At 68.0% G+C, this 22,084-nt stretch carries 22 protein-coding genes; 14 read left to right on the top strand and 8 right to left on the bottom strand.

Features of this window, described 5'->3' with window-relative positions:
• Window positions 1-2: 2 nt before the first annotated feature.
• From HNP73_RS04055 to HNP73_RS04030, 6 genes are all read right to left on the bottom strand, one after another.
• The gene (locus HNP73_RS04055; RefSeq protein ID WP_184147324.1) at window positions 3-332 is read right to left on the bottom strand and encodes a DUF1491 family protein; all 330 of its coding nucleotides are present in this window, start codon (window positions 330-332) and stop codon (window positions 3-5) included.
• Window positions 329-1,249: a GTPase Era gene (era, locus tag HNP73_RS04050; RefSeq protein WP_184147323.1), complete on the bottom strand. Its 921-nt coding sequence runs from the start codon at window positions 1,247-1,249 to the stop codon at window positions 329-331. Before era ends, HNP73_RS04055 begins: the two co-directional genes overlap by 4 nt.
• Window positions 1,250-1,457: 208 nt before the next feature.
• Window positions 1,458-2,138 (bottom strand): ribonuclease III, encoded by a 681-nt coding sequence (gene rnc, locus HNP73_RS04045; RefSeq protein ID WP_184147322.1) that lies wholly within the window; start codon window positions 2,136-2,138, stop codon window positions 1,458-1,460.
• On the bottom strand, window positions 2,135-2,917 hold the full coding sequence (gene lepB / locus HNP73_RS04040; RefSeq protein WP_184147321.1) for a signal peptidase I: 783 nt from the start codon (window positions 2,915-2,917) through the stop codon (window positions 2,135-2,137). Before lepB ends, rnc begins: the two co-directional genes overlap by 4 nt.
• A 105-nt stretch (window positions 2,918-3,022) precedes the next feature.
• Window positions 3,023-4,369 carry a TrkH family potassium uptake protein gene (locus HNP73_RS04035; protein WP_184147320.1) on the bottom strand — a complete coding sequence of 449 codons (1,347 nt, stop codon included), beginning with the start codon at window positions 4,367-4,369 and terminating at the stop codon, window positions 3,023-3,025.
• 18 nt (window positions 4,370-4,387) lie between these two features.
• The gene (locus tag HNP73_RS04030) at window positions 4,388-5,044 is read right to left on the bottom strand and encodes an NAD-binding protein (RefSeq protein ID WP_184147319.1); all 657 of its coding nucleotides are present in this window, start codon (window positions 5,042-5,044) and stop codon (window positions 4,388-4,390) included.
• A 653-nt stretch (window positions 5,045-5,697) separates the two neighbouring features.
• Here HNP73_RS04030 and HNP73_RS04025 point away from each other — a divergent pair.
• Window positions 5,698-7,503 carry an extracellular solute-binding protein gene (locus tag HNP73_RS04025; protein WP_246399503.1) on the top strand — a complete coding sequence of 602 codons (1,806 nt, stop codon included), beginning with the start codon at window positions 5,698-5,700 and terminating at the stop codon, window positions 7,501-7,503.
• Between the two features lie 101 nt (window positions 7,504-7,604).
• The gene (locus HNP73_RS04020; RefSeq protein ID WP_246399501.1) at window positions 7,605-7,871 is read left to right on the top strand and encodes a hypothetical protein; all 267 of its coding nucleotides are present in this window, start codon (window positions 7,605-7,607) and stop codon (window positions 7,869-7,871) included.
• 40 nt (window positions 7,872-7,911) lie between these two features.
• Here HNP73_RS04020 and HNP73_RS04015 read toward each other — a convergent pair whose 3' ends face one another.
• Together HNP73_RS04015 and HNP73_RS04010 are read right to left on the bottom strand one after the other, a co-directional pair.
• A complete protein-coding gene (locus HNP73_RS04015; protein WP_221288167.1) occupies window positions 7,912-8,487 on the bottom strand; it encodes a hypothetical protein in 576 nt (191 codons plus the stop codon).
• Between the two features lie 102 nt (window positions 8,488-8,589).
• A complete protein-coding gene (locus HNP73_RS04010; RefSeq protein ID WP_184147317.1) occupies window positions 8,590-10,068 on the bottom strand; it encodes an NAD-dependent succinate-semialdehyde dehydrogenase in 1,479 nt (492 codons plus the stop codon).
• 285 nt (window positions 10,069-10,353) lie between these two features.
• On the opposite strand from HNP73_RS04010, the gene rpsB reads away from it, so the two are divergent.
• The 12 genes from rpsB to lpxA all read left to right on the top strand — a co-directional run bounded on the left by rpsB (window position 10,354) and on the right by lpxA (window position 22,080).
• Window positions 10,354-11,121, top strand: a complete 768-nt coding sequence (gene rpsB, locus HNP73_RS04005; RefSeq protein ID WP_184147316.1) for a 30S ribosomal protein S2 — start codon at window positions 10,354-10,356, stop codon at window positions 11,119-11,121.
• Window positions 11,122-11,202: 81 nt separating this feature from the next.
• Entirely contained in the window at window positions 11,203-12,078 is an 876-nt protein-coding gene (tsf, locus tag HNP73_RS04000; RefSeq protein ID WP_184147315.1) for a translation elongation factor Ts, read from the top strand.
• Window positions 12,079-12,197: 119 nt separating this feature from the next.
• Window positions 12,198-12,950 carry a UMP kinase gene (gene pyrH / locus HNP73_RS03995; protein WP_246399500.1) on the top strand — a complete coding sequence of 251 codons (753 nt, stop codon included), beginning with the start codon at window positions 12,198-12,200 and terminating at the stop codon, window positions 12,948-12,950.
• A 29-nt stretch (window positions 12,951-12,979) separates the two neighbouring features.
• Window positions 12,980-13,540, top strand: a complete 561-nt coding sequence (gene frr, locus HNP73_RS03990; RefSeq protein WP_184147314.1) for a ribosome recycling factor — start codon at window positions 12,980-12,982, stop codon at window positions 13,538-13,540.
• A gap of 49 nt (window positions 13,541-13,589) precedes the next feature.
• Window positions 13,590-14,321, top strand: a complete 732-nt coding sequence (gene uppS, locus HNP73_RS03985) for a polyprenyl diphosphate synthase (protein WP_184148024.1) — start codon at window positions 13,590-13,592, stop codon at window positions 14,319-14,321.
• Window positions 14,318-15,136 carry a phosphatidate cytidylyltransferase gene (locus tag HNP73_RS03980; protein ID WP_184147313.1) on the top strand — a complete coding sequence of 273 codons (819 nt, stop codon included), beginning with the start codon at window positions 14,318-14,320 and terminating at the stop codon, window positions 15,134-15,136. The genes uppS and HNP73_RS03980 overlap by 4 nt, the downstream gene beginning before the upstream one ends.
• Window positions 15,136-16,320 carry a 1-deoxy-D-xylulose-5-phosphate reductoisomerase gene (dxr, locus tag HNP73_RS03975; protein WP_184147312.1) on the top strand — a complete coding sequence of 395 codons (1,185 nt, stop codon included), beginning with the start codon at window positions 15,136-15,138 and terminating at the stop codon, window positions 16,318-16,320. Before HNP73_RS03980 ends, dxr begins: the two co-directional genes overlap by 1 nt.
• A 2-nt stretch (window positions 16,321-16,322) precedes the next feature.
• On the top strand, window positions 16,323-17,666 hold the full coding sequence (gene rseP / locus HNP73_RS03970) for an RIP metalloprotease RseP (RefSeq protein ID WP_184147311.1): 1,344 nt from the start codon (window positions 16,323-16,325) through the stop codon (window positions 17,664-17,666).
• 100 nt (window positions 17,667-17,766) lie between these two features.
• Window positions 17,767-20,064 (top strand): outer membrane protein assembly factor BamA, encoded by a 2,298-nt coding sequence (gene bamA, locus HNP73_RS03965; RefSeq protein WP_184147310.1) that lies wholly within the window; start codon window positions 17,767-17,769, stop codon window positions 20,062-20,064.
• Window positions 20,065-20,110: 46 nt separating this feature from the next.
• Window positions 20,111-20,788, top strand: a complete 678-nt coding sequence (locus HNP73_RS03960; RefSeq protein ID WP_184147309.1) for an OmpH/Skp family outer membrane protein — start codon at window positions 20,111-20,113, stop codon at window positions 20,786-20,788.
• Window positions 20,789-20,791: 3 nt separating this feature from the next.
• Complete coding sequence (gene fabZ, locus HNP73_RS03955; protein ID WP_184147308.1) at window positions 20,792-21,277, top strand: 3-hydroxyacyl-ACP dehydratase FabZ; 486 nt, start codon at window positions 20,792-20,794, stop codon at window positions 21,275-21,277.
• Window positions 21,278-21,279: 2 nt separating this feature from the next.
• Complete coding sequence (lpxA, locus tag HNP73_RS03950) at window positions 21,280-22,080, top strand: acyl-ACP--UDP-N-acetylglucosamine O-acyltransferase (RefSeq protein ID WP_184147307.1); 801 nt, start codon at window positions 21,280-21,282, stop codon at window positions 22,078-22,080.
• Window positions 22,081-22,084 lie beyond the last annotated feature (4 nt).

Raw genomic sequence — 22,084 nt, 5'->3', positions numbered from 1 at the left:
GCCTACTCCGAGAGGCCGGGTTCGTCGAGGAGCGTGCGCCCCAGCCGGTCCTCGACCTCGACGACCCAGAGGTCGGGATCGAAGCGGCGCTGGCGGCTGATCGCCTGCTCGACGTCGGGGTCCGGGCCGTCGGCGATCGTGGTCCAGACCCGGGCGCCGCTCGCGTCCCAGCTCCGGGCGAAGGCCGCCGCCGTTCCGTCGAGGCGGTTGAGCTTCACCGCCACCGCGCCTGCGGTGGCGTCGCCGCGCGCGACGATGAAGGCGGGGATGTCGGCGAGGCGCAGGCGTGCGAGGTAGGCCGTCACCCAGAACTCGGCGGTGAGGCGTGTCACGGTTCGCCGTCGGAGAAGTCGAGGCCGATCTCGCCGTAGCGCTCCCGTTCCTCGAGCCAGCCCGGGCGGACCTTCACGGTGAGGAAGAGGTGGACCGGGCGGCCGAGGAATTCGGCGATCTCGATCCGGGCAGCCTGACCGACCGCCTTGATCGTCGCGCCCTTCGGCCCGAGGGTGATGCCCTTGTGGCCGTCGCGGGCGACGTAGACGATCTGGTCGATGCGCACCGACCCGTCGTCGCGCTCTTCCCACTTCTCGGTCTCGACGGTGAGCTCGTAGGGCAGTTCCTGATGCAGGCGCAGCGTGAGCTTCTCGCGCGTCGTCTCGGCGGCGAGGAGGCGCAGCGGCAGGTCGGCGAGCTGGTCCTCGGGGTAGAGCCAGGGCCCGGGCGGCACCTGCTCCGCGAGCCATTCCTTCAGGTGCTCGACCCCGTGGCCGCGCTCGGCGGAGATCATGAAGGTGGCGGCGAAATCGCGCAGGCTGTTCAGTTCCGCCGAAAGGCTGAGCAGGGCCTCGGCCTGCACCCGGTCGATCTTGTTGATGGCAAGCGCGACGGTGCGCCCCTGCGGCATCTGCTCGGCGAGGGAGTCGAGGATCGAGCGGACGCCCTCGGTGATGCCGCGGTGCGCCTCGACGAGGAGGACGACCACGTCAGCGTCGGCGGCGCCGCCCCACGCGGCCTTGACCATGGCGCGGTCGAGGCGGCGGCGCGGGCGGAAGAGGCCGGGGGTGTCGACGAAGACCAGCTGCGCGTTGCCCTGAAGGGCGATGCCGCGGATGCGGGTGCGGGTCGTCTGGACCTTGTGGGTGACGATCGAGACCTTCGCGCCGACCATGCGGTTCAGCAGGGTGGATTTGCCGGCGTTCGGTTCGCCGATCAGCGCGATGATGCCGCAGCGGGTTTCAGGGGCGCTCACGGGGCAGGCTCCAGAGGTGTGGTCGGGGGGAGGGGCATGGATTGCGGGCCGGGAGCGAACGCGATCCGGCAGAGTGTGGCGTGCGGCGGTGAGGACCGTCGGATCCGGCGGGTGACAGATCCGTCCGCGACTGCCGCTGTCGTGCCGCCGGCAGGCCGCCGGCGTGATGGCAGGCGCGGGTTCGTGCCCGCCGGGGCAGGGAAACCGGTCACGGCTTCACCTCCAGCGACGCGAGGAGCGTCTCGGCGGCGGCCTGTTGGGCGGCGCGCTTGGACGAGGCTTCGCCCTCGGCGGCGCGGCCGTCGGCAAGGCGGGCGGCGACGCGGAAGACCGGGGCGTGGTCCGGGCCATCGCGCGAGACATCGACGTATTCCGGTGGCGGCAGGCCGCGGGCCTGTGCCCATTCCTGCAGCGCGGTCTTGGCATCGTGGGTGACGACGTTCGCCCCGGTGATGCGCTCGCCCCAGACATCGAGGATGAGCCGCCGGGCGGCGTCGTAGCCGCCGTCAAGGTAGACCGCGGCAATCACCGCTTCCATGGCGTCGCCGAGCAGGGCGGTCTTGCGCCGCCCGCCGGTCAGCATCTCGGAGCGGCCCATGCGCAGCCCGGTGCCGATGCCAAGCTCGGCCGCCACTTCGGCGCAGGTTTCCTTGCGCACGAGGGCGTTCAGCCGGGTGGCGAGGGCACCTTCCTGTGCGGTGGGGTCGGCGGCGAGCAGCGCCTCGGCGATGACGAGGCCGAGCACGCGGTCGCCGAGAAATTCGAGGCGCTGGTTGTGGGCGCTGGTGGCGAGCGAGGGGTGGGTCAGCGCCTCGATCAGAAGTTCCGGCCGGGCGAAGCGGTGGCCGAGGCGGGCCGCGACCGCCTCGACCGCACGGCCGGGTTTCAATTGATCCCCTTCAGGAAGCGGTCCGGCCGCCAGGTCCAGAATGCGAGCATGGAGGAGCCGCCCGAGGAAAAGATGATCCGGTCGGCACGGCCGATCAGGTTTGCGAACGGCACGAAGCCGACGCCGCCGGCGGACCGGGGGAAGCGCGAGTCCATGGAGTTGTCGCGGTTGTCCCCCATGAAGAAGAACTCGCCCTCCGGCACGGTGAAGGCCGGGGTATTGTCGCCGAAGCCGTTCTCGAGGTTCAGGATCAGGTGGTCGGTCCCGCCCGGCAGCGCCTCGACGAACTGGTCGGCGTCGCAGTCGCCGCCCGGGGCCGGCCGGTTCATACAGCGCGGCGGGCTCGCCATCGGACCCTGCGGTTCGTTCACCTCGGTGAAGACGCCGTCCGGGGTCTGGGGCACCTCCTGGCCATTGAGGAAGAGCACGCCGTTCTGCACCTGAACGGTGTCGCCCGGCAGGCCGATCAGCCGCTTGATGTAGTCGGTGCCGTTGGTCGGATGGCGGAACACCACCACATCGCCGCGCGTCGGTTCGCGGCCGAGGATGCGCCCGTCGATCGGGCACATGGAGAACGGGCAGGAGTAGCGCGAATAGCCGTAGGCCATCTTGTTGACGAAGAGGAAGTCACCGATCAGCAGCGTCGGCTTCATCGAGCCCGACGGGATCCAGAATGGCTGGAAGAACAGGGTGCGGATCACGCCGGCGAGGAGCAGCGCATAGACGATCGTCTTCGCGAACTCGAGAACGCCGCCCTTCGCCTTGGTCTTCGTTGCCATCCGATCCGTCCGTTACAGTGATATGGAGAGGCCCGCCGGGGGCGGCACCGAAGCGGCCTTGTCGCGCCTGCCCCCCTGTTCTGTCAAGGCAAGCTCCCGTGGCCCCTATCCGAGGAAGACCTGTGCTCCGGGATAGCGCACGCGCGGTTGTGCCTGTGTTGCGAGGAAGAAGCCGAGAGTAAGCGGCCCGACGCGGCCGAGGAACATCACTGCCATGATGACCGCGCGGCCGAAGCCGTCGAGGTGCGGCGTCACGCCGCGCGACAGGCCGGTGGTGCCGAAGGCGCTCGCCACCTCGAAGGCGACATCGAGAAGCACGCCCTGATGCGTGAGACTGAGCAGGAAGATCGCGACGAAGATGACCGCGAGGCTGATCGAGGTGAGCGCCATGACCTTCAGCACCTCCTCGAGCCCGATCGAGCGGCCGAACGCGTGCAGCTCGGTCTGCCGGCGGAAGAAGGCGACGGTCGCGAGCAGCATCACCATGAGCGTCGTCACCTTGATGCCGCCGCCCGTCGAGGTGGGGCCGGCACCGACGACCATCATGCCCATGAAGAGCATGGTGGTGCTGTCCTCCATGGCGGCGGTGTCGAGGGTGGTGAAGCCGGACGTGCGCGGGTTCACGCCCTGGAACCAGCTGACTTCGAGCTTATCGACGACGCTGTCGAACTGGCCGAGGGTGCGCGGGTTCGACCATTCGAGCGCCGCGAAGAGCGTCACGCCGAGCACGAGGAGGACCAGCGTTCCGACCAGCATGAGCTTGGCGTGGAGCGACAGCCGCTGCCAGCTCCGCACGGTGACGATCTCGCTCAGCACGCCGTAGCCGAGGCCGCCGATGATGATGAGCAGTGGCACCACGAGGTTGATGACCGGACTGGTCATGTACGGGACGAGCCCGGTCGGGAGCGAGGAGTAGCCCGCGTTCATGAAGGCCGAGACCGCGTGGAAGCCCGCGTGCCAGAGCCCCGGGCCGAAGCCGAACTCCGGCACGAACACGAAGGCGAGCAGCACGGTGCCGACGAGTTCGCAGCCGACCACCACGCGCAGGATCACCGCGACGAGCGCGATCACCCGGCGCACGGAGGTCTGGTTCAGGTCCTCCTTCAGATAGGCCGAATGCGTGAGGCCGATGGGCAGGCCGAGGGCGGAGAGCACGAGCACCGCGAAGGTCATCAGCCCGAGGCCGCCGAGCTGGATCAGGACGAGGATCACCACATGCCCGAAGGTCGAGAGGTGGTCCGAGAGCGCGATGACGCCGAGGCCGGTCACGGTTACGGCAGAGACTGAAGTAAACAGCGCATCCCCCCATGAGAAAGGGGTAATCTGCGATGCGGGTAGCATGAGGACCGGCGTGGCCGCGAGGATCAGGATAGCGTTGAAGGCGGCGAGAACGAGGGGCGGCGGGAGCCTCAGGACCAGCCGGCTGAGGCTCTGTCGGAACTCTCCCGCCATGGCCGCGCGGCGACGCGCTCAGAGCGCGTCGCCGAATCTCCTGAGCTCGTCCTGCCGGCCGAGTATGACGAGGTGGTCTTCCTCCTCGATCTCCGGGTCGCTCGCGAGGTCGAGATCCTTCGTGCCGCGCATGAGCGCCAGCGCGCGCAGGCCGTGACGGGAGAGTTCGAGCGTGCTGACACGGCGGCCGTTGAGCGGCGCCGGCGCGTCGAGGCTCATGGCGTAGTAGCCGTTGCCGAGGCTCGCATAGTCGCGCACCAGCGGGTTGTGCAGCATCTGCGCCACGTGCTGGCCCATCTCGATCTCGGGCAGGATGACCCGGTCGGCACCGATGCGGCTCAGGATGCGGTGGTGCGTCTTGTCACGGGCCTTCACCCAGACGGTGCGGCAGCCGACGAGGCGGGCGTTGAGCGTGGCGAGGATCGAGGCCTCCAGGCTCTCGCCGATCGCCACCAGCACTGCGCCGTAGCGGTTGAAGCCGGCCTCGCGCAGGGCGGTCTCGTCAGTGGCGTCGAGGATCTTCGCTTCGGAGATGTCGTCGGCGATGCGCGCGACCCGGCGCTCGTCAAGATCGACCCCGAGGACATAGGCGCCCATCCGGGCGAGATCGACCGCCACCGTGCTGCCGAAGCCGCCGAGGCCGATCACTGCGAAGCTGTCTTTCTTGTCCGCCACGGCGCGGCGTCCTCCGGTTTCGCCTCGACGATACCGGGCGCAAGACGGCTGTCAACGCAACTGGCCAATGGTGCCGGGAGACGGGGCCGAGGCGCCGGCCCGGCCGTTCCGGGTGTACTGGCGCAATCAACGATCCGCGATCGGTGACGGTGCGATGACGGAAATCGCCCGCGGGGACCCGGTGGCGAGTCGGAGATTCGGCCCGGCGCCGAACATGGGAGCCGTAGCGGGATCAGGCGGTCGTGAAGCCGTGGATTTCTGAGCACGCAGGTTGAGGAAGATACGGCAACGCCTTGACGGGGTTTAATGTAACCCCCGTCGGATTGGTTTCGGCCGGTGTTCCGGAGGGGGTTGACGGGCCTTCGTCATCGGGACCGCAAATATCGTCGGGTCATGAAGAGCTTGCCGGTTCCCGCTCAAGGGGTGCAGTAAGTCGGCACCGGGGAGCACAAAAAAAAGACGCCCTCGCGAGGAGGGCGTCAAGTCGTTGAGGCAGGTTTCATACAGGCAAGAAACCTATCGAGCAGTGGAACCCTTATACAAAATCAAAGGCCTATCGCCAAGCTAAAAATCTGTGTGAAACCTCGGAGGCCCGTGGTTTAGGGTAGCCACGGTTAACGCATGCGAGGTTTGTGACGGAGATGATAGGTTGGATGCGGGTGGCCGCCCTGGCGCTCGCTGCAGGGGCCGCACAGGCCGGCTGGGTGATGGCAGAACCCGCGCACGGCATAGCCATGTACGGCGCTCCTGCATTGCCCTCTGACTTCGCCTCGCTGCCCTATGCCGACCCCATGGCGCCGAAGGGCGGCACGATCGTCTTCGGCGAGCCCGGGAGCTTCGACTCCCTGAACCCCTACATCCTGAAGGGGCATGCTCCCTCAGGGATGCAGGGCCACGTCTTCGAGACGCTGATGGCGCGGAACTGGGATGAGCCCTTTGGTCTCTATGGCCTGCTGGCCGAGTCGATCGAGACGCCTGAGGATCGCGCTTGGGTGGAATTCGTCCTGAGACCTGAGGCGAAGTTCTCTGACGGCAGCCCGGTCACGGTGGACGACGTGATCTGGTCGATGGAGACGCTGGCGGAGAAGGGTCTGCCAAAGTACTCCAACGCATGGAAAAAGGTGGCGAAGGTCGAGCGGGTGGGGGAGCGCGGGGTGCGTTTTACCTTTGACGCGCCGGACGCAGAGATGCCGCTGGTCATCGGTCTTCGGCCGATCCTGAAGAAAGCGGACTGGGACGGGGTCGATTTCGCGGCGTCGAGCCTTCGGGTTCCGGTCGGGTCGGGCGCCTACACGGTCGGGCCGTTCGAGCCCGGGCGCTCCGTCACCTTCCGGCGGAACCCGGACTACTGGGGGCGCGATCTGCCGGTCAACCGGGGCGTCAACAACTTCGACACCATCCGCTACGAGTTCTATCTCGACAGCAGCGTGATGTTTCAGGCGTTCACCGCCGGGCAGCTTTCGGTCTACCGCGAGACGAGCGCCGCGAAGTGGCGGACGGACTACGGCTTCCCCGCCGCCCGCGAGGGCGAAGTGGTGAAGGAGGAGATCGGAAACGAGCGACCCTCGGGGATGGAGGGGTTCGTGTTCAACACCCGCCGGCCGATCTTCGCGGACTGGCGGGTGCGCGACGCGCTGCTCCATGCCTTCGACTTCGAGTTCATCAACCAGACCCAGACCGGCGGCGCCCTGCCGCGGCGGCCGAGCTACTTCGGCAACTCGGCGCTGGCGATGGGGAGCGGTCCGGCGGAGGGCCGGGTGCGCGAGCTGCTCGAGCCGTTCCGGGCCGACCTGCCGCCGGACGCGCTCGACGCCTATGGGCTGCCGGTGTCGGACGGGGCGCGCAACCGGGCGAACCTGAGGCTCGCGAGGGCGCAGCTCGAGGCAGCCGGATGGACGGTGCAGGACGGCGTGCTGAAGGACGCGGCCGGCGAGCCCTTCGTCTTCACGGTCATGCTCTCGACCGCGCAGGCGGGCATGCTCTCGGCCGGGCAGAGCGAGGCGGTGGCGAACATGTTCGCCGCCGCGCTCCGGCCGCTCGGCATCGAGATGCGGGTGCAGACCGTGGATGCCGCCCAGTACAATCTGCGCAAGAATGACTACGACTTCGACATGATCGTCAACGCCTGGAACCAGTCACTGTCCCCCGGCAACGAGCAGGTGCTCTACTGGGGACGCGACGGGGTGACTGCGCCGGGGTCACGCAACTACGCGGGCATCGACAGCCCGGCGGTGGAGGCGCTGATCGGCGACATGCTGGCGACGCGCGACCCGGGTGAGTTCAGCGCCGCTGTGCGGGCGCTCGACCGGGTGCTGACCACCGGGCGCTATGTGATCCCGGTCTGGTACGCCGACCGGGCGTTCGTGGCGCACAAGGCCGACCTGCACCACCCGGAGCACATTCCGGTCTATGGCGACTGGATCGGCTGGCTGCCCGAGGTGTGGTGGCAGGCTCCCTGAGCCGCCGGTCGGCGCCGGCCGGGACAGGGTTGGCGGGAACACAGGGTTGGCGGGAACAGCGGGCAACGGCGTGGCGTTCTCTCTCCACCAAGGAGGAGAACATGTTTCGCTTGCGCTATGTGATCGTGCTCATGACCAATGCGGTGATCGTGGGCTCGCTCATCATCCTCGTGCTCAGCCTCGGCTGGGTCGGCTGGGTTCCGGTGTTCGGCGCGATCGTCGTCGGCTTCGTGCTCGCCTGGCCGGCGGCCATTGTCATCACCCGACGGATCAAGGCCAACGACCCGGCATGGAACGAGGCGGCCGACCAGCCTGCGGACGCCGAGCGGCGGCGCCGCAGGCGGGCGAGATCCGACCGCCGCCCGTGAGGCCGCCCGTGAGACGGTGCGCGCGAAGCTGGTGCGCGCCTCAGCCCCGGTAGCGTCGGCGGAGCCAGAAGAAGAGCGCCACCGCCGAGGCGAGCACGACGATGACGAGGACAACGATCATGGCCGTCTGGTCGAGCCAGGCGATCGCCGGGACGCAAAGCCCCATGAAGACGCCGTTCGCCGCCATGAGCGGTGACGCGGTGTGGATGCCGGACGCGAACGTGCCGAGTGCGAGCAGCAGGAGCACGGTGAGGCTCAGGGCGTCGCTCGTGAGCACGGACTGCATGCTCGGCAGGAAGACGAGGTTCATGGCGATGAGGAACGCCGCCCAGTGGGCGAGCTGGGTCCAGACGAGGCGCCAGCGGCCACCGCGCTCCTCCGCGTCGTGCCAGCCCTCGACGATCGCGACCGCTGCGACCACCACCGCCACCACGTCCCAATACCGCACGATCGGCTCGCGGGTCAGGCTGACCCAGCCGGCGCCGGCGGCGGCGAGGACGAGGATGAGCAGGTAGGGAAACTCGCGTTCCCAGAGGCTCCGCCGTCGCGCGACCGCGGCCCGTGGTGGCGCGGGCGGGGTGTTCAGGAGCTCGTCGATTTCGTCAGTCTGGCTCATGTGGTTCACCCCAATCGGATCCGCGGCGCTTTCTGGGCGTGCCGGGTTGCAGCGTCAACCGGCCCCCGGGAGAGGGCCGGCCATGTGGGCGCGGGTGGCGGATTACCAACTCGCGGCGATGTACTTCGTCTCACAGAACTCCAGGATGCCGTGATGGGCTCCCTCGCGGCCGAGGCCGCTCTGCTTGACGCCGCCGAACGGCGCGGCCGGATCGGAGACAAGGCCGCGGTTCAGCCCGACCATGCCGGCCTCGAGCCGCTCCGAGACCCGAAGGCCACGGGAGAGGTCGCCGGTGTAGACGTAGGCGATGAGACCGAACTCGGTGTCGTTGGCGAGCGCGATGGCTTCGTCCTCGCTCTCGAAGGTGGCGATGGCCGCGACCGGCCCGAAGATCTCCTCGCGCCGGATCTCGGCGTCCCCCGGCACGCCCTCGATCACCGTGGGCGGGAAGTAGTAGCCCGGCCGGTCGAGCGGCTTGCCGCCGAGCCGGACGCGCGCGCCGCGGCGCACGGCATCCTCGACGAGGCTGTCGATCTTCTCGATCGCCGCGGCATTCACCATCGGGCCGCACTTCGTCTCCGGGTCGTAGCCCGGCCCGACGGTGAGCGCGCCCATGCGCTCGGCGAGCCTGCGGGCGAAGTCCTCGGCGATGCCGGACTGGATGAGGAAGCGGTTGGCCGCGGTGCAGGCCTCGCCGCCGTTGCGCATCTTGGCGATCATCGCGCCATCGAGCGCCGCGTCGATGTCGGCATCGTCGAAGACCAGGAAGGGCGCGTTGCCGCCGAGCTCCATGGAGCAGCTCAGCACCTGATCGGCAGCTTCCTTGAGCAGGCGCCGCCCGACTTCGGTCGAGCCGGTGAACGAGAGCTTGCGCACGCGCGGATCATGCAGCATCGCGCTGACCGTCGGGCCGGCCTTCGACGTGGTGATGACGTTGACAGTCCCGGCCGGCGCCCCGGCCTCGGCGAGGATCTCGGCGAGCGCGTAGGCGGTGAACGGTGTCTCGGTCGCGGGCTTCAGCACGCAGGTACAGCCGGCAGCGAGCGCGGGGCCGATCTTGCGCGTCGCCATCGCGGCGGGGAAGTTCCACGGCGTCACCAGCACCGAGACACCAATCGGCTGGTGCTGGACGAGGATGCGGTTCGCTCCGCCCGGCGCCACGCCGAGCTCGCCGTTGAGCCGCACCGCCTCTTCGGAGAACCAGCGGAAGAACTCCGCCGCATAGGTGACCTCGCCGATCGCGTCGGGCAGCGCCTTGCCGTTCTCGAACGAGATCAGCTCGGCCAGGTGGTCGCGGCGCTCGATCATCAGTTCGAAGGCGCGGCGCAGGATCTCCGAGCGCTTGCGCGGCGCGGTGGCCGACCATGCCGGCAGCGCGTCATGGGCCGCGGTGACCGCATCGAGCGCGTCCGCCTCGGACGCGTCGGCGACCGCGGCGAAGGCCTCGCCGGTCGAGGGATCGACCACGTCGATCGGATCGCCGCCCCGGCCCGGGCGCCAGGCGCCCCCGATCCAGAGATCGCCCCGGAGGCTCGCCGCATCGAAGCTCGGCCGCGCGGTCTGTTTCGTCTCGACGGTCATGGGTCCCTCTCCGCTTCGCCCCTGAGCGCTGTTCCGAGCGCCACTCGCCCGGGAGGATCTACCATCAGATGCACCGGCGGCAAGCGATCCTCGCTTTCCGCAAGGTCAACTCGCCGGCAGGGCACTCACGGGTTGCAATGAGACCCGAAAGCGACTAGATGCGCGCCACTCAAAATCCACAGGCGGGGTCGCGGCTCCCGGGGGAGACATCCCCGAGAGTCCACCGGTTGGGCCGGAACGGCTCTTCTCCCCGCCGAGGCGAAACCGGAAAGGAAACCGCAGGCCATGGCTCTGCCCGAATTCAATCTGCGCCAGCTCCTCGAGGCCGGTGTCCACTTCGGCCACCAGACCCACCGCTGGAACCCGCGCATGGCGCCGTACATCTACGGCGACCGCAACGGCATCCACATCGTCGACCTGACCCAGACCGTGCCGCTGCTCGACCAGGCGCTGCACGCCGTGCAGCAGACCGTGTCGCGGGGCGGCCGCATCCTCTTCGTCGGCACCAAGCGCCAGGCGCAGAAGGCCGTCGCCGACGCCGCCGAGCGGTCGGCGCAGTACTACATGAACCACCGCTGGCTCGGTGGCACGCTGACCAACTGGAAGACCGTCTCCCAGTCGATCAGCCGCCTGAAGGCGATCGACGAGAAGCTTGCGTCGGGCGCCGGTGGTCTGACGAAGAAGGAGCGCCTCGGGCTCGAGCGCGAGCAGGCGAAGCTCCAGCAGTCGCTCGGCGGCATCCGCGAGATGGGTGGCACGCCGGACCTGATCTTCGTCATCGACACGAACAAGGAAGACCTTGCGATCGCCGAGGCGCGCAAGCTTGGTATTCCGGTCATCGCGGTGCTCGACACCAACTCGTCGCCGGACGGCATCGACTACCCGATCCCGGGCAACGACGACGCGGCGCGTGCCATCACCCTCTACTGCGACCTGATCGCGCGCGCGGCGCTCGACGGCATGGCGGCCCAGATGGGTGCCGCCGGCGTCGACATCGGCGGCCTTGAGGAAGGCCCGGTCGAGGATCTGGCGGCCGACGAAGCCGAGGCCTGATCCGGCCGTCATCTTCTTGTCGCGGCCCCCGCGGAAAAGGGGGCCGCGCTTTTCCGTTTTCCGAGCCCTGAGGAGATTCCCATGTCGATCACTGCCGCGATGGTGAAGGAGCTGCGCGACGCTTCCGGCGCCGGCATGATGGACGCCAAGAAGGCGCTGACCGAGACCAACGGCGACATGGAAGCGGCCATCGACTGGCTGCGCACCAAGGGCCTCGCCAAGGCTGCGAAGAAGTCTGGCCGCACCGCGGCCGAGGGCCTGATCGGCGTTGCCGTGAAGGACGGGGTCGGCGTTGCCGTCGAGGTGAACTCCGAGACCGACTTCGTGGCGCGCAACTCGGACTTCCAGGCGGTCGTCCGCGCGATCGCCGAAGTGGCGACCGAGGTGTCCGACGTCGAGGCGCTGCGTGGCGCGAAGCTTGGCGAGAGCACCGTCGAGGAGACGATCACCGAGAAGATCTCGACGATCGGCGAGAACCTGCACCTGCGGCGGATGGTCGCGGTCGAGGGCGACAGCGTGGCATCCTACGTGCATAACGCCGTTGCCGACAACCTCGGCAAGATCGGCGTGCTGGTGGCGCTGAAGGGTTCCGACAACGGCATCGGCAAGCAGATCGCCATGCACATCGCCGCGACCGCGCCCGCCTCGCTCTCCGAGGCGGATCTCGATCCGGCGCTGGTCGATCGCGAGAAGAACATCCTGACGGAGCAGGCCCGCGAGAGCGGCAAGCCCGACTCGGTCATCGAGAAGATGATCGTCGGCCGGATGAACAAGTTCTTCGAGGAGGTGACGCTCCTCAATCAGAAGTTCGTCATCAACCCTGACATCAGCGTCGGCCAGGCGGCCAAGGACGCGGGCGTCGAGGTGATCGGATTCGCCCGTCTCGCCGTCGGCGAGGGCATCGAGAAGGAGGCCGAGGACTTCGCCGCCGAGGTGGCGAAGACCGCCGGCCGCTGAGACGTGACGTGCCGGCCGGCCCATGCGGGGCCGGTCGCGGTGCGCTGCGGGAATAGCCGTTGCGTGCTTATCCGAATTCCGCCATTTTGGCGCGCGATCCAGACAGCAGGGACGAGGGCATGACCGACGGCGTCGCAACCATGGCAGCACCCGTCGCCCGCCCCGCATACAAGCGCATTCTCCTGAAGATCTCGGGGGAAGCCTTGATGGGGCCGGGGCAGTTCGGACTGCATCCTCCTACGGTCGAGCGCATCGCCCGTGAGGTCGAGGCGCTCTATGGCCTCGGCGTCGAGATCGCCATGGTGATCGGCGGCGGCAACATCTTCCGCGGGTTACAGGGCAGCGCGCAGGGGATGGAACGCACGACCGCCGACTACATGGGGATGCTCGCGACGGTGATGAACGCGCTGGCAATGCAGTCGGCGATCGAGAACCTCGGCATTCACACCCGTGTGGTCTCGGCGATTCCGATGGACCAGGTCTGCGAGCCCTATATCCGGCGCCGCGCCGTGCGGCACCTCGAGAAGGGCCGTGTGGTGATCTTCGCCGCCGGAACGGGCAACCCCTACTTCACCACTGACACCGCGGCGACGCTGCGCGCGTCGGAAATGTCCTGCGAGGCGCTCTTCAAGGGCACGCAGGTTGACGGGGTCTACGACAGCGACCCCAAGAAGAACCCGGCGGCCCGCCGGTACGACCGCATCAGCTACGATCAGGTTCTCACGAAGAACCTGAAGGTGATGGATGCCGCAGCAATCGCGCTTGCTCGCGACAACTCGCTGCCTATCGTCGTCTTCTCGCTGGACGAGCCCAACGGGCTTGCCGGGATCGTGCAGGGCAAGGGCCGCTTCACCACGGTCGAGCCCGCCTGACGATGGCGGGGACGGCGAAGGAGACCGAGATGTCTGAATTCGAGATCGACATGGACGCGCTGGAAAAGCGCATGGACGGGGCGCTCAATTCCCTGCGGAACGAATTCGCGTCGCTGCGGACCGGCCGCGCCTCCGCCTCGATGCTCGATCCGGTCACGGTCGACGCCTATGGCTCGAGCATGCCGATCAATCAGCTCGGCACCATCACGGTGCCCGAGCCGCGCATGGTGCTCGTCAACGTGTGGGACAAGTCGATGGTCAATGCCGTCGACAAGGCGATCCGCAACTCCGGTCTCGGCATCAACCCGCAGATGGATGGCACCATCCTCCGGCTGCCGATCCCCGAGCTCAATGAGGAGCGTCGCCGGGATCTCGCCAAGGTGGCGGGCCAGTATGCCGAACATGCACGCGTGGCGGTCAGGAATGTCCGTCGCGATGGCATGGACCAGCTGAAGAAGGCCAAGGCCGCCGGCATGGGAGAAGACGACGAAAAGCTCTGGCACGAAGAGGTGCAGGAGTTGACCGATGCGGTGATCAAGAAGATCGACGCCGCGCTGAATTCCAAGCAAGACGAGATCATGCAGGTTTGATGCGTTCGCCGCGCCTGATTGGCCGGGGTTTGAGGTGGTAGATTACGCGATGTACACGAAGGAAGCTCCGACGACCGCCTCTGGTCCGAGCCACGTTGCCATCATCATGGACGGCAACGGTCGCTGGGCGGCGAGCCGTGGGTTGCCGCGTCTTGCCGGACACAAGCGCGGTGCCGAACGGGTGCGTGAGATCGTCGAGAGCTGTCCGGACCTCGCGATCACGCACCTGACGCTCTTCGCCTTCTCCACCGAGAACTGGAAGCGGCCGGAGCTCGAGGTCATCGGGCTGATGCGGCTCTTCCGGCGCTACATCAAGAAGGAGGGGGCGCGGCTGGTGGCCGAGGGAGTGCGGGTGCGCTTCATCGGCGGGCGCGATCGGCTCGACAACGACCTCAGGGCGCTGATGACCGGTCTCGAGGCGCAGACCAGGCCGAACGACCGTCTGCATCTGACGGTGGCCATCAACTATGGCGGCCGGGACGAACTCCTGCGCGCCACCCGCCGCGTCGCCGAGGCGGTGCGCGCCGGGGCGCTGCGCGCCGAGGACATCACGCCGGAGACGATCGAGGACCACCTCGACACCGCCGGCCTTCCCGATCCCGACCTGGTGCTGCGCACGTCGGGAGAGTTCCGGGTCTCGGGTTTCCTGCCCTGGCAGGCGGCCTATTCCGAATTCTCGTTCGTGGACACCCGCTGGCCCGACTTCACCGCGGAGATGTTCGCGGCGCAGGTGCGGGGCTTCGGCAAGCGCGAGCGACGGTTCGGCGCTGTTGCTCAATGAGCGACGCCCCGTCGCGGCCCGTCCGGTTCGCGGACCTCGGGTTGAGGGTTGCGTCGGGACTCGTTCTCGCGGTGCTCGCATTCCTGAACCTCTGGGCTGGTGGCGGCTGGGCGGCGGCGTTCATCTCGCTCGCGTTCGTGCTGATGTTCTGGGAACTCCACCGCATGGCGACGGGGTCGCAGGCCCTGACGGCTCCCTCGCTGGTGGTACCATGCGTCGCCGGCGTGCTGGCGCTCCTCGCGACGGCCTGCTGGGGAACGCCTACCGGGCTCGGCGTGCTCGCGATCGGGACCGTGCTGGTCGCGCTCGTCGGCGGCGCGCGGCGCGACTGGTTGACGGCGGGTTTTCTCTACATGGCGCTCGGCATGGGGGCGCTCATCGCCTTCCGCAACCGTGAGCCCGAGGGGGTGTGGCTCATTCTCTGGCTGGTCCTCGTGGTGGTGGCGGCCGACGTGGGAGCCTATTTCGTCGGGCGCAGGATGGGCGGCCGGAAGCTCTGGCCGGCGGTCAGTCCCGGCAAGACCTGGTCGGGCGCAATCGGCGGCCTCGTCTTTGCCGGTGCGACCGGGCTCATCTTCGGGCTCCTGGCCGGCTGGCCGCCGCTCAGGATCGGGCTGCTCAGCCTCGGGATCGCGGTCTGCTCGCAGATGGGCGACCTGCTCGAGTCCGCTGTGAAGCGCCGGTTCAACGTCAAGGATTCGAGCCGGCTCATTCCCGGCCACGGAGGGGTGATGGACCGGCTCGACGGCATCATGGGCGGTATCTGGTTCTTCGCGATCTGCCACAGCCTCGGCGTGAATGCGCTCGGCCAGTGATGCGGCGGCGGGTCAGCATCTTCGGATCGACCGGATCGGTCGGCCAGAACACGGTCTCGCTGATCGAGGAGGCGGGCGGCCCCGAGGCCTTCGAGGTGGTCGCGGTCTCCGGTGCGGGGAACGTCGCGCTGCTGGCGGAACAGGCCCGGCGCCTCGGTGCCCGGATCGCGGTCACCGCGGACGAGACCCGGCTCGACGCGCTCCGTGACGCGCTCGCGGGGTCGGGTGTCGAAGCGGCGGCGGGACAGGCCGCGCTGGTCGATGCCGCCTCCGAGCCGGTCGACTGGGGCATGTCGGCGATCGTCGGTGTCGCGGGGCTGGCGCCCGGCCTGCGGCTCGCCGAGCACGGCGGAATCCTGGCCCTTGCCAACAAGGAGAGCCTCGTCTGCGCCAGCGACCTGCTGCGCCGGACCTGCGGGGCGTGCGGCACACGGCTTCTGCCGGTGGACAGCGAGCACAGCGCGATCTTTCAGGCGCTGCGCGGCGAGACGGCCGAGGACGTGGAGCGGATCATCCTGACCGCGTCGGGCGGGCCGTTCCGCGACTGGCCGACCGAGAAGATGGCCTTTGCGACGCCGGAACAGGCCAAGGCGCATCCGAACTGGGACATGGGCGTCCGCATCTCGATCGACAGCGCCACCATGTTCAACAAGGCGCTCGAGGTGATCGAGGCACGGGCGCTTTTTGACGTGGCGCCGGAGGTGATCGAGGTCGTCGTCCACCCCCAGTCGATCGTGCATTCCATGGTGGGCTTTCGCGACGGCTCGATCATGGCGCATCTCGGGCCGTCCGACATGCGCGGGCCGATCGGTTTCGCGCTCAACTGGCCGGAGCGCAGGACCCTGCCGCTCGACCGGCTCGACTTTGCGGCGCTCGGGCGGCTCGACTTCCTGCCCTCGGACCCGGAGCGCTTTCCGGCGCTGCGTCTGGCGCGCCAGGTGCTCGACATGGGCGGCCTTTCGGGGGCCGTCTTCAACGCGGCGAAGGAGGCGGCGCTTGACGCCTTTCTGATGCGGGCGATCGGATTCCTTGATATGGCAGTGCTCGTGGAACATGTGCTTGAAACTGCGGGCCCTGCGGTTGCGGCCGAGGGACCGGGCTACGATCTTGATGCCGTGACGGAGGCCGATGCCGAGGCGCGACGCCTCGCCGGTCTCTGGGTCGCGGCCTTCAGCGGAAACTGACCATGGACATGCTTGCGGGCCTTCCCGTCTTCGGCGGCTTTCTCTCGACGGTCATCCCCTTCGTGGTGGTGCTCGGCATCGTCGTCTTCGTGCACGAGTACGGCCACTACATCGTTGCGCGCTGGTGCGGCATCCGCTCGGACGTGTTCTCGATCGGCTTCGGGCCGGTGATCTGGTCGCGGCGCGACAAGCGCGGCACGCTGTGGCAGCTCGCGGCGCTGCCGCTCGGCGGCTACGTGAAGTTCGTGGGCGACGCAGATGCGGGGTCGCGGACGGATCCGAAGGCGCTCGACGCGATGACACCGGCGGAGCGCGCCGCGAGCTTCCACGGCGCGGCAGTCTGGCGGCGGATGCTCACCGTGCTGGCCGGGCCGGTCTTCAATTTTCTCCTCACCATCGTCATCTTCGCCGGCCTCGTGACCTGGCAGGGTGTGCCGACCGAGCGACCGACGATCGGCACGATCGCCGAGTTGCCGGATACCGAGCAGACGCTGCATCCTGGCGACGTGCTGCTCACGGTCAACGGCGAGCCGGTCACTGCTTTCGGCGACATGCTGGCGATCGCCATGAAGATGCCCGAACCCGGCCCGATCCGCGTGCGTGTGGAGCGGGACGGCGGCGAGGTCGATGTGACCGCGCCCTGGCCCCTGCCGCCGCTGGTGCAGGGCGTCGAGCCGCTGTCGCCCGCCAGCGAGGCGGGGCTGAAGGCCGGGGACGTGATCCTGCAGGCTGACGGCAAGCCGCTCGCCTCGTTCGAGGAGCTCCGGCAGATCGTCCTCGCCTCCGGCGGTCACAGCATTCCCCTCGAGGTCTGGCGCGGCGGCGTGCGGGTGATCCTGCCGATCACCCCGGTCGAACGGGACGCCGGCACCGCGGAGGGCGGGTTCGAGCGGCGGGTGATGATCGGTGTTGCCGGTGCCTCGCTCTACATGCCCGCGACCGAGACACCGGCGCCCTGGACCGCGCTCGGCTTCGGCGCCGAGCGTATGGTGATGGTCATCAGCCAGTCGATCCTCGGGCTGAAAAGCATCCTGACCGGCGCGATCAGCGCGGAAAACCTGCAGGGGCCGCTCGGCATCGCCCAGATTTCCGGCGAGACCGCGTCGCAGGGGCTGACCGACTTCATCGGCCTCATCGCGATCATCTCGACGGCGATCGGGCTGCTGAACCTCTTCCCGATCCCGGTGCTCGATGGTGGCCATTTCGTCGCGTTCTGCATTGAAGCTGTGCGCGGCAGGCCACCAAGTCCGGCCGTCATGCAGGTCGCTATGTCGATTGGTCTTGGCTTGATCCTGTTGCTGATGGTATTCGCTACCTACAACGACATCATGCGTATGGTGAGTTGACATAAGGGGCGGCGAACCGCCTCGCGGGCAGAGGGGCAAGGCGCCGATGGAGCAGCATCAGCGGATTCGGGGTTTTTCCCGAGGGATCCGAATCATTGCGGTGCTGGCAGCGGTCCTGCTGACCAGCGTCCAGCCGGGTGGAGTTCTCGCACAGGGGACCGCGGTGTTCAGCCGGGTCGATGTGGCGGGCAATCAGCGCATCGAGGCCGACACCGTGCGGGTGTTCGCCGGGATCGAGCCCGGCGCGCCGGTGACGCCGGAGCAGATCAACCTTGCGGTGCGCAAGCTCTACGACACCGGCCTCTTCGAGAGCGTCGACGTGATGCCGGAGGCCGGGCGCCTCGTCATCACCGTCAAGGAAAACCCGACGATCAACCAGATCGCCTTCGAAGGCAACGACAGCCTCGACGACGACAAGCTGAACGCTGTCGTCCAGCTCCGGCCGCGGCTCGCCTACTCGGTGGTCGCCGCCGAAGCTGACGCCCAGCGCATCGTCCAAGCCTACCAGCAGTCGGGCCGCTACGGCGCCACGGTGCGCCCCGTCATCATCCGCCAGTCGGAGAACCGCGTCGATCTCGTCTACGAGATCGAGGAGGGGCGCCCGACCAACGTCCAGCGCATCAACTTCATCGGCAACGAGGCCTTCTCGGACCGGCAGCTTCGCCGGGCGATCCAGAGCGGCCAGACCAACTGGCTCTCCTGGTTGTTCGGCAACGTCACCTATGACGCCGACCGCATGGAGGTCGACAAGCAGATGCTGCGCCAGTTCTATCTGGAACGCGGCTACATCGATTTTCAGGTCCTGTCGTCGACGGCGGACATCGTGCGCGAGCGGAACGGGTTCTTCCTGTCCTTCACCGTGTCCGAGGGTGAGCGCTTCAATTTCGGCAAGATGTCGGTCAGCTCGGCGATCCCCGGCCTTCCCGCCACCGTCTTCCAGCCGCTGCTCTCCGAAGTGCTCGGCGGCGGCGTCTACAACGTCAAGCAGGTGGACCGCGTCGTCCAGCGCATGAGCTACGCCGCCGGGCAGCAGGGCTATGCCTTCGTCGAGATTCGGCCGCAGGTGACGCGCAACCCGGCGAACCATACCGTCGACATCAACTTCCAGGTGGTCGAGGGCGATCGGGTCTTCATCGAGCGCATCGACATTCACGGCAACGACCGCACGCTTGACCGCGTGGTCCGCCGGCAGTTCCACGTGGTCGAGGGCGACGCCTTCAACGCCCGCGAGGTCCGCGAGGCTCAGCGCCGCATCGAGGGTCTGCAGTTCTTCAAGACGACGAAGATCGACGTGCGTCAGGGCTCGGAGCCCGGCAAGGCGCTGATCGACGTCGAGGTCGAGGAGCAGCCGACCGGCAGCCTCACGCTCGGCGGCGCGTATTCCTCGGGCGAGGGCCTCGCGGCGCAGATCAGCGTGGCCGAGCGCAACTTCCTCGGCCGGGGCCAGACCGTCACCGCCTCGTTCTCCGGTTCCAGCCAGTTCGGCAACATCGAGTTCGGCTTCTTCGAGCCGGCGCTCTTCGATCGCGATCTGCTGGGCGGCTTCAACATCTACTACCGCCAGCGCGACTTCAGCGAGCAGTCGTTCCAGACCAAGAGCCTTGGCTTCGAGCCGAAGATCGGTTTCCCGCTGAGCGAGAACGGCCGGCTGACGCTCACCTACCAGATCTCCAACGACGAGATTTACAACGTCCTCGACAGCTCGTCGGAGATCATCCGGGACGAGCAGGGGGCAATGGTCACCTCCGCGATTGGCTTCACCTATGCCTATGACCGGCGCAACTCGGCGGTCGATCCGACGGCGGGCTTCATCCTGACGCTCACGCAGGAGTTCGCCGGCCTCGGCGGCGACACGCGCTATACCAAGACCCAAGGCAACGCCAAGCTCTACAAGAGCCTTTTCGAGGAGGCCGTGGTGGTCTCCGCCGAGCTTGAAGGCGGCTACATCTACGCGACCGACGGCACCCGCATCACCGACCGCTTCACCACCGGTGGCGACAGCTTCCGTGGTTTCGCCCGCAACGGCCTCGGCCCGCGCGACTTCTGTACCGCAGGCGACTGTGTCCGCGGACCGGACACGCAGGACGTGGACGAAGGTCTCGGCGGCAACGCCTACAGCGTGCTCCGCCTCGACGCGAGCTTCCCGCTCGGCCTGCCGGAGCAGTACGGCATCTACGGCGGCGTCTTCGCCGACGCCGGCTCGCTCTGGATGCTCGACAACAAGGACGGCAGCATGGGCGAGGTCGACGACGGTTTCCACATGCGCTCGGCGGTCGGGCTCAGCCTGTTCATCGACACCGCGTTCGCACCGCTGCGCTTCAACTACGCCTTCCCGATCCAGAAGGAAGACTACGACGAAACCGAGCGGTTCCGCTTCACGCTGCAGACCCGGTTCTGACGTGCCGCGGCCGAGGTTTCGGCCGGGGCCGCTGGCGCTGGTCCTCATGGGAACGCTGATCGCCGGGACGGCGGCGGCACAGGATGAGTACGACGGCCCGCTGGCGCGGCCGGCGCCGATGGTTCCGCCGGCCGCGGTTCCTGCTCCGACGAGCCGGCCGACCTTCGCCACCCGGTTGCCCGATGCGCCGCCCCCGGCGCCCGGCACGCAGCTTCCGTTCCTGTTCATCAATCAGGAGCGGCTGCTCACCGACTCCAAGGCCGGACAGGCGATCCTCGCGGAGGAGGACCGTCAGCGGGATGCGCTCCGCTCCGAGGCGCGCTCGCTCGACCGGTCCTTCGAGGAAGAGGAACGCAGCCTGACCGAGCGGCGGCTGACCCTGCCGCCGGAGGAGTTTCGCGACCTTTCCGACGCCTTCGACGCGCGCGTCGTGCAGGCGCGGCGGGATCAGGACAGCCGCGCCGCGCAACTGGCGCAGGAGTTTGACCAGCGACGCCGCCAGTTCTACGCTCAGGTTGCGCCGGTCCTCGTGCAGCTGATGGACCGCTACGGGGCGAGAGCGGTCTTTGACGAAGGGAGCGTGTTGCTCGCGGACCAGTCGCTCAACATCACCCAGGCGGTCATCGCCGAGATCGACGCCCGCGCGCCCGTGGCGCCGGCACACGAGGAGCCCGCCCCGGCGGCTCCGGCGGTGCCGCCCGCGGGGGAACAAGGAGGAAACTGAACCATGGCGCTCGTCATTGACCCGAGCCTTCCCCAGGCGGACGTGACGCGGATCCGGCGGATGATCCCGCATCGCTATCCGTTCCTGATGATCGACCGTGTGGTGAACATCGAGGTCAATCGGTTCGCGCTGGGCCTCAAGAACGTGACGATCAACGAGCCGCACTTCGAAGGTCACTTCCCGGTACTGCCGGTGATGCCCGGGGTGATGATCATCGAGGCCATGGCCCAGACGTCGGCCGTGCTCGTGGTGGAGACGCTCGATCTGGTGGATCAGGACCTTCTGGTCTACTTCATGTCGATCGACAGCGCGAAGTTCCGCAAGGCGGTCGTCCCGGGCGACCAGCTCGAACTGCACGTGACCGTCGCGCGCGGACGGGGCAAGATCTGGAAGTTTACCGGTGAGGCGCGGGTGGGCGACGCGATCTGCGCCGAAGCAGAGTTCGCAGCCATGATCCTGACCCAGGAAGAAGCAAAAGCAAAAGGTTGACCATGGCGATCGACTCCACCGCGCTGATCCATCCCACCGCCATCGTCGAGGGCGGTGCCGAGATTGGCGCGGGCGCCCGTATCGGACCCTATTGCGTCATCGGGCCACAGGTTTCCCTTGGCCCGAATGTCGTGCTCGAGAGCCATGTGGCCGTCGCGGGCAGGACCACGATCGGCGAGGCGACGCACATCTTTCCCTTCGCGTCGATCGGCCACATTCCGCAGGATCTGAAGTTTCACGGCGAGGACGTGGAGCTCGTCATCGGCGCGCGCAACTCGATCCGCGAGCACACCACGATGAACCCCGGCACCGGCGCGGGCGGCGGCATCACCCGCGTGGGCGACGGGAACCTCTTCATGATGTCGACGCACGTCGCTCATGACTGCATCATCGGCAACAACGTCATCATGGCGAACAACGCCACGCTGGGCGGTCACGTGGTGATCGAGGACAACGTGATCCTCGGCGGGCTCGCCGCGGTGCATCAGTTCGTGCGCATCGGCCGGGGCGCGATGATCGGCGGCCTTGCCGGCGTCGTTGCCGACGTCATTCCCTATGGCTCGGTCATGGGTGAGCGGGCGCATCTGGCCGGGCTGAACCTCGTCGGCCTGAAGCGGCGCGGCGCCGGGCGCGAGGCGATCCATGGGCTTCGCAACGCATTCACCGAGATGTTCGAAGGCGAGGGCAACCTGCAGGAGCGGGTCCGTCGGGTGGCGGAGAAGTTCCCGGACAATCCGCTGGTCGCGGAGGTCGTGGAGTTCGTCACGTCGCAAAGCTCGCGCAGCTTCACCGTCCCCGCCTGACGGC

This window comes from Amaricoccus macauensis (assembly GCF_014201905.1).
GTDB lineage: Bacteria > Pseudomonadota > Alphaproteobacteria > Rhodobacterales > Rhodobacteraceae > Amaricoccus > Amaricoccus macauensis.
The sequence above is the reverse complement of the archived record's forward strand: the minus strand, read 5'-3'. Positions and strand labels throughout refer to the sequence as shown.

Excerpts from the sequence above, each read along its gene's own strand:
- pyrH (WP_246399500.1), top strand. The coding sequence starts at position 12,198 with ATGACCGACGGCGTCGCAACCATGGCAGCACCCGTCGCCCGCCCCGCA.
- HNP73_RS04035 (WP_184147320.1), bottom strand. The coding sequence starts at position 4,369 with ATGGCGGGAGAGTTCCGACAGAGCCTCAGCCGGCTGGTCCTGAGGCTC.
- rpsB (WP_184147316.1), top strand. The coding sequence starts at position 10,354 with ATGGCTCTGCCCGAATTCAATCTGCGCCAGCTCCTCGAGGCCGGTGTC.
- HNP73_RS04020 (WP_246399501.1), top strand. The coding sequence starts at position 7,605 with ATGTTTCGCTTGCGCTATGTGATCGTGCTCATGACCAATGCGGTGATC.
- tsf (WP_184147315.1), top strand. The coding sequence starts at position 11,203 with ATGTCGATCACTGCCGCGATGGTGAAGGAGCTGCGCGACGCTTCCGGC.
- rseP (WP_184147311.1), top strand. The coding sequence starts at position 16,323 with ATGGACATGCTTGCGGGCCTTCCCGTCTTCGGCGGCTTTCTCTCGACG.
- HNP73_RS04015 (WP_221288167.1), bottom strand. The coding sequence starts at position 8,487 with ATGAGCCAGACTGACGAAATCGACGAGCTCCTGAACACCCCGCCCGCG.
- HNP73_RS04025 (WP_246399503.1), top strand. The coding sequence starts at position 5,698 with ATGCGGGTGGCCGCCCTGGCGCTCGCTGCAGGGGCCGCACAGGCCGGC.
- uppS (WP_184148024.1), top strand. The coding sequence starts at position 13,590 with ATGTACACGAAGGAAGCTCCGACGACCGCCTCTGGTCCGAGCCACGTT.
- dxr (WP_184147312.1), top strand. The coding sequence starts at position 15,136 with ATGCGGCGGCGGGTCAGCATCTTCGGATCGACCGGATCGGTCGGCCAG.
- HNP73_RS03980 (WP_184147313.1), top strand. The coding sequence starts at position 14,318 with ATGAGCGACGCCCCGTCGCGGCCCGTCCGGTTCGCGGACCTCGGGTTG.
- HNP73_RS03960 (WP_184147309.1), top strand. The coding sequence starts at position 20,111 with ATGGGAACGCTGATCGCCGGGACGGCGGCGGCACAGGATGAGTACGAC.
- lepB (WP_184147321.1), bottom strand. The coding sequence starts at position 2,917 with ATGGCAACGAAGACCAAGGCGAAGGGCGGCGTTCTCGAGTTCGCGAAG.
- HNP73_RS04010 (WP_184147317.1), bottom strand. The coding sequence starts at position 10,068 with ATGACCGTCGAGACGAAACAGACCGCGCGGCCGAGCTTCGATGCGGCG.
- fabZ (WP_184147308.1), top strand. The coding sequence starts at position 20,792 with ATGGCGCTCGTCATTGACCCGAGCCTTCCCCAGGCGGACGTGACGCGG.
- lpxA (WP_184147307.1), top strand. The coding sequence starts at position 21,280 with ATGGCGATCGACTCCACCGCGCTGATCCATCCCACCGCCATCGTCGAG.
- frr (WP_184147314.1), top strand. The coding sequence starts at position 12,980 with ATGTCTGAATTCGAGATCGACATGGACGCGCTGGAAAAGCGCATGGAC.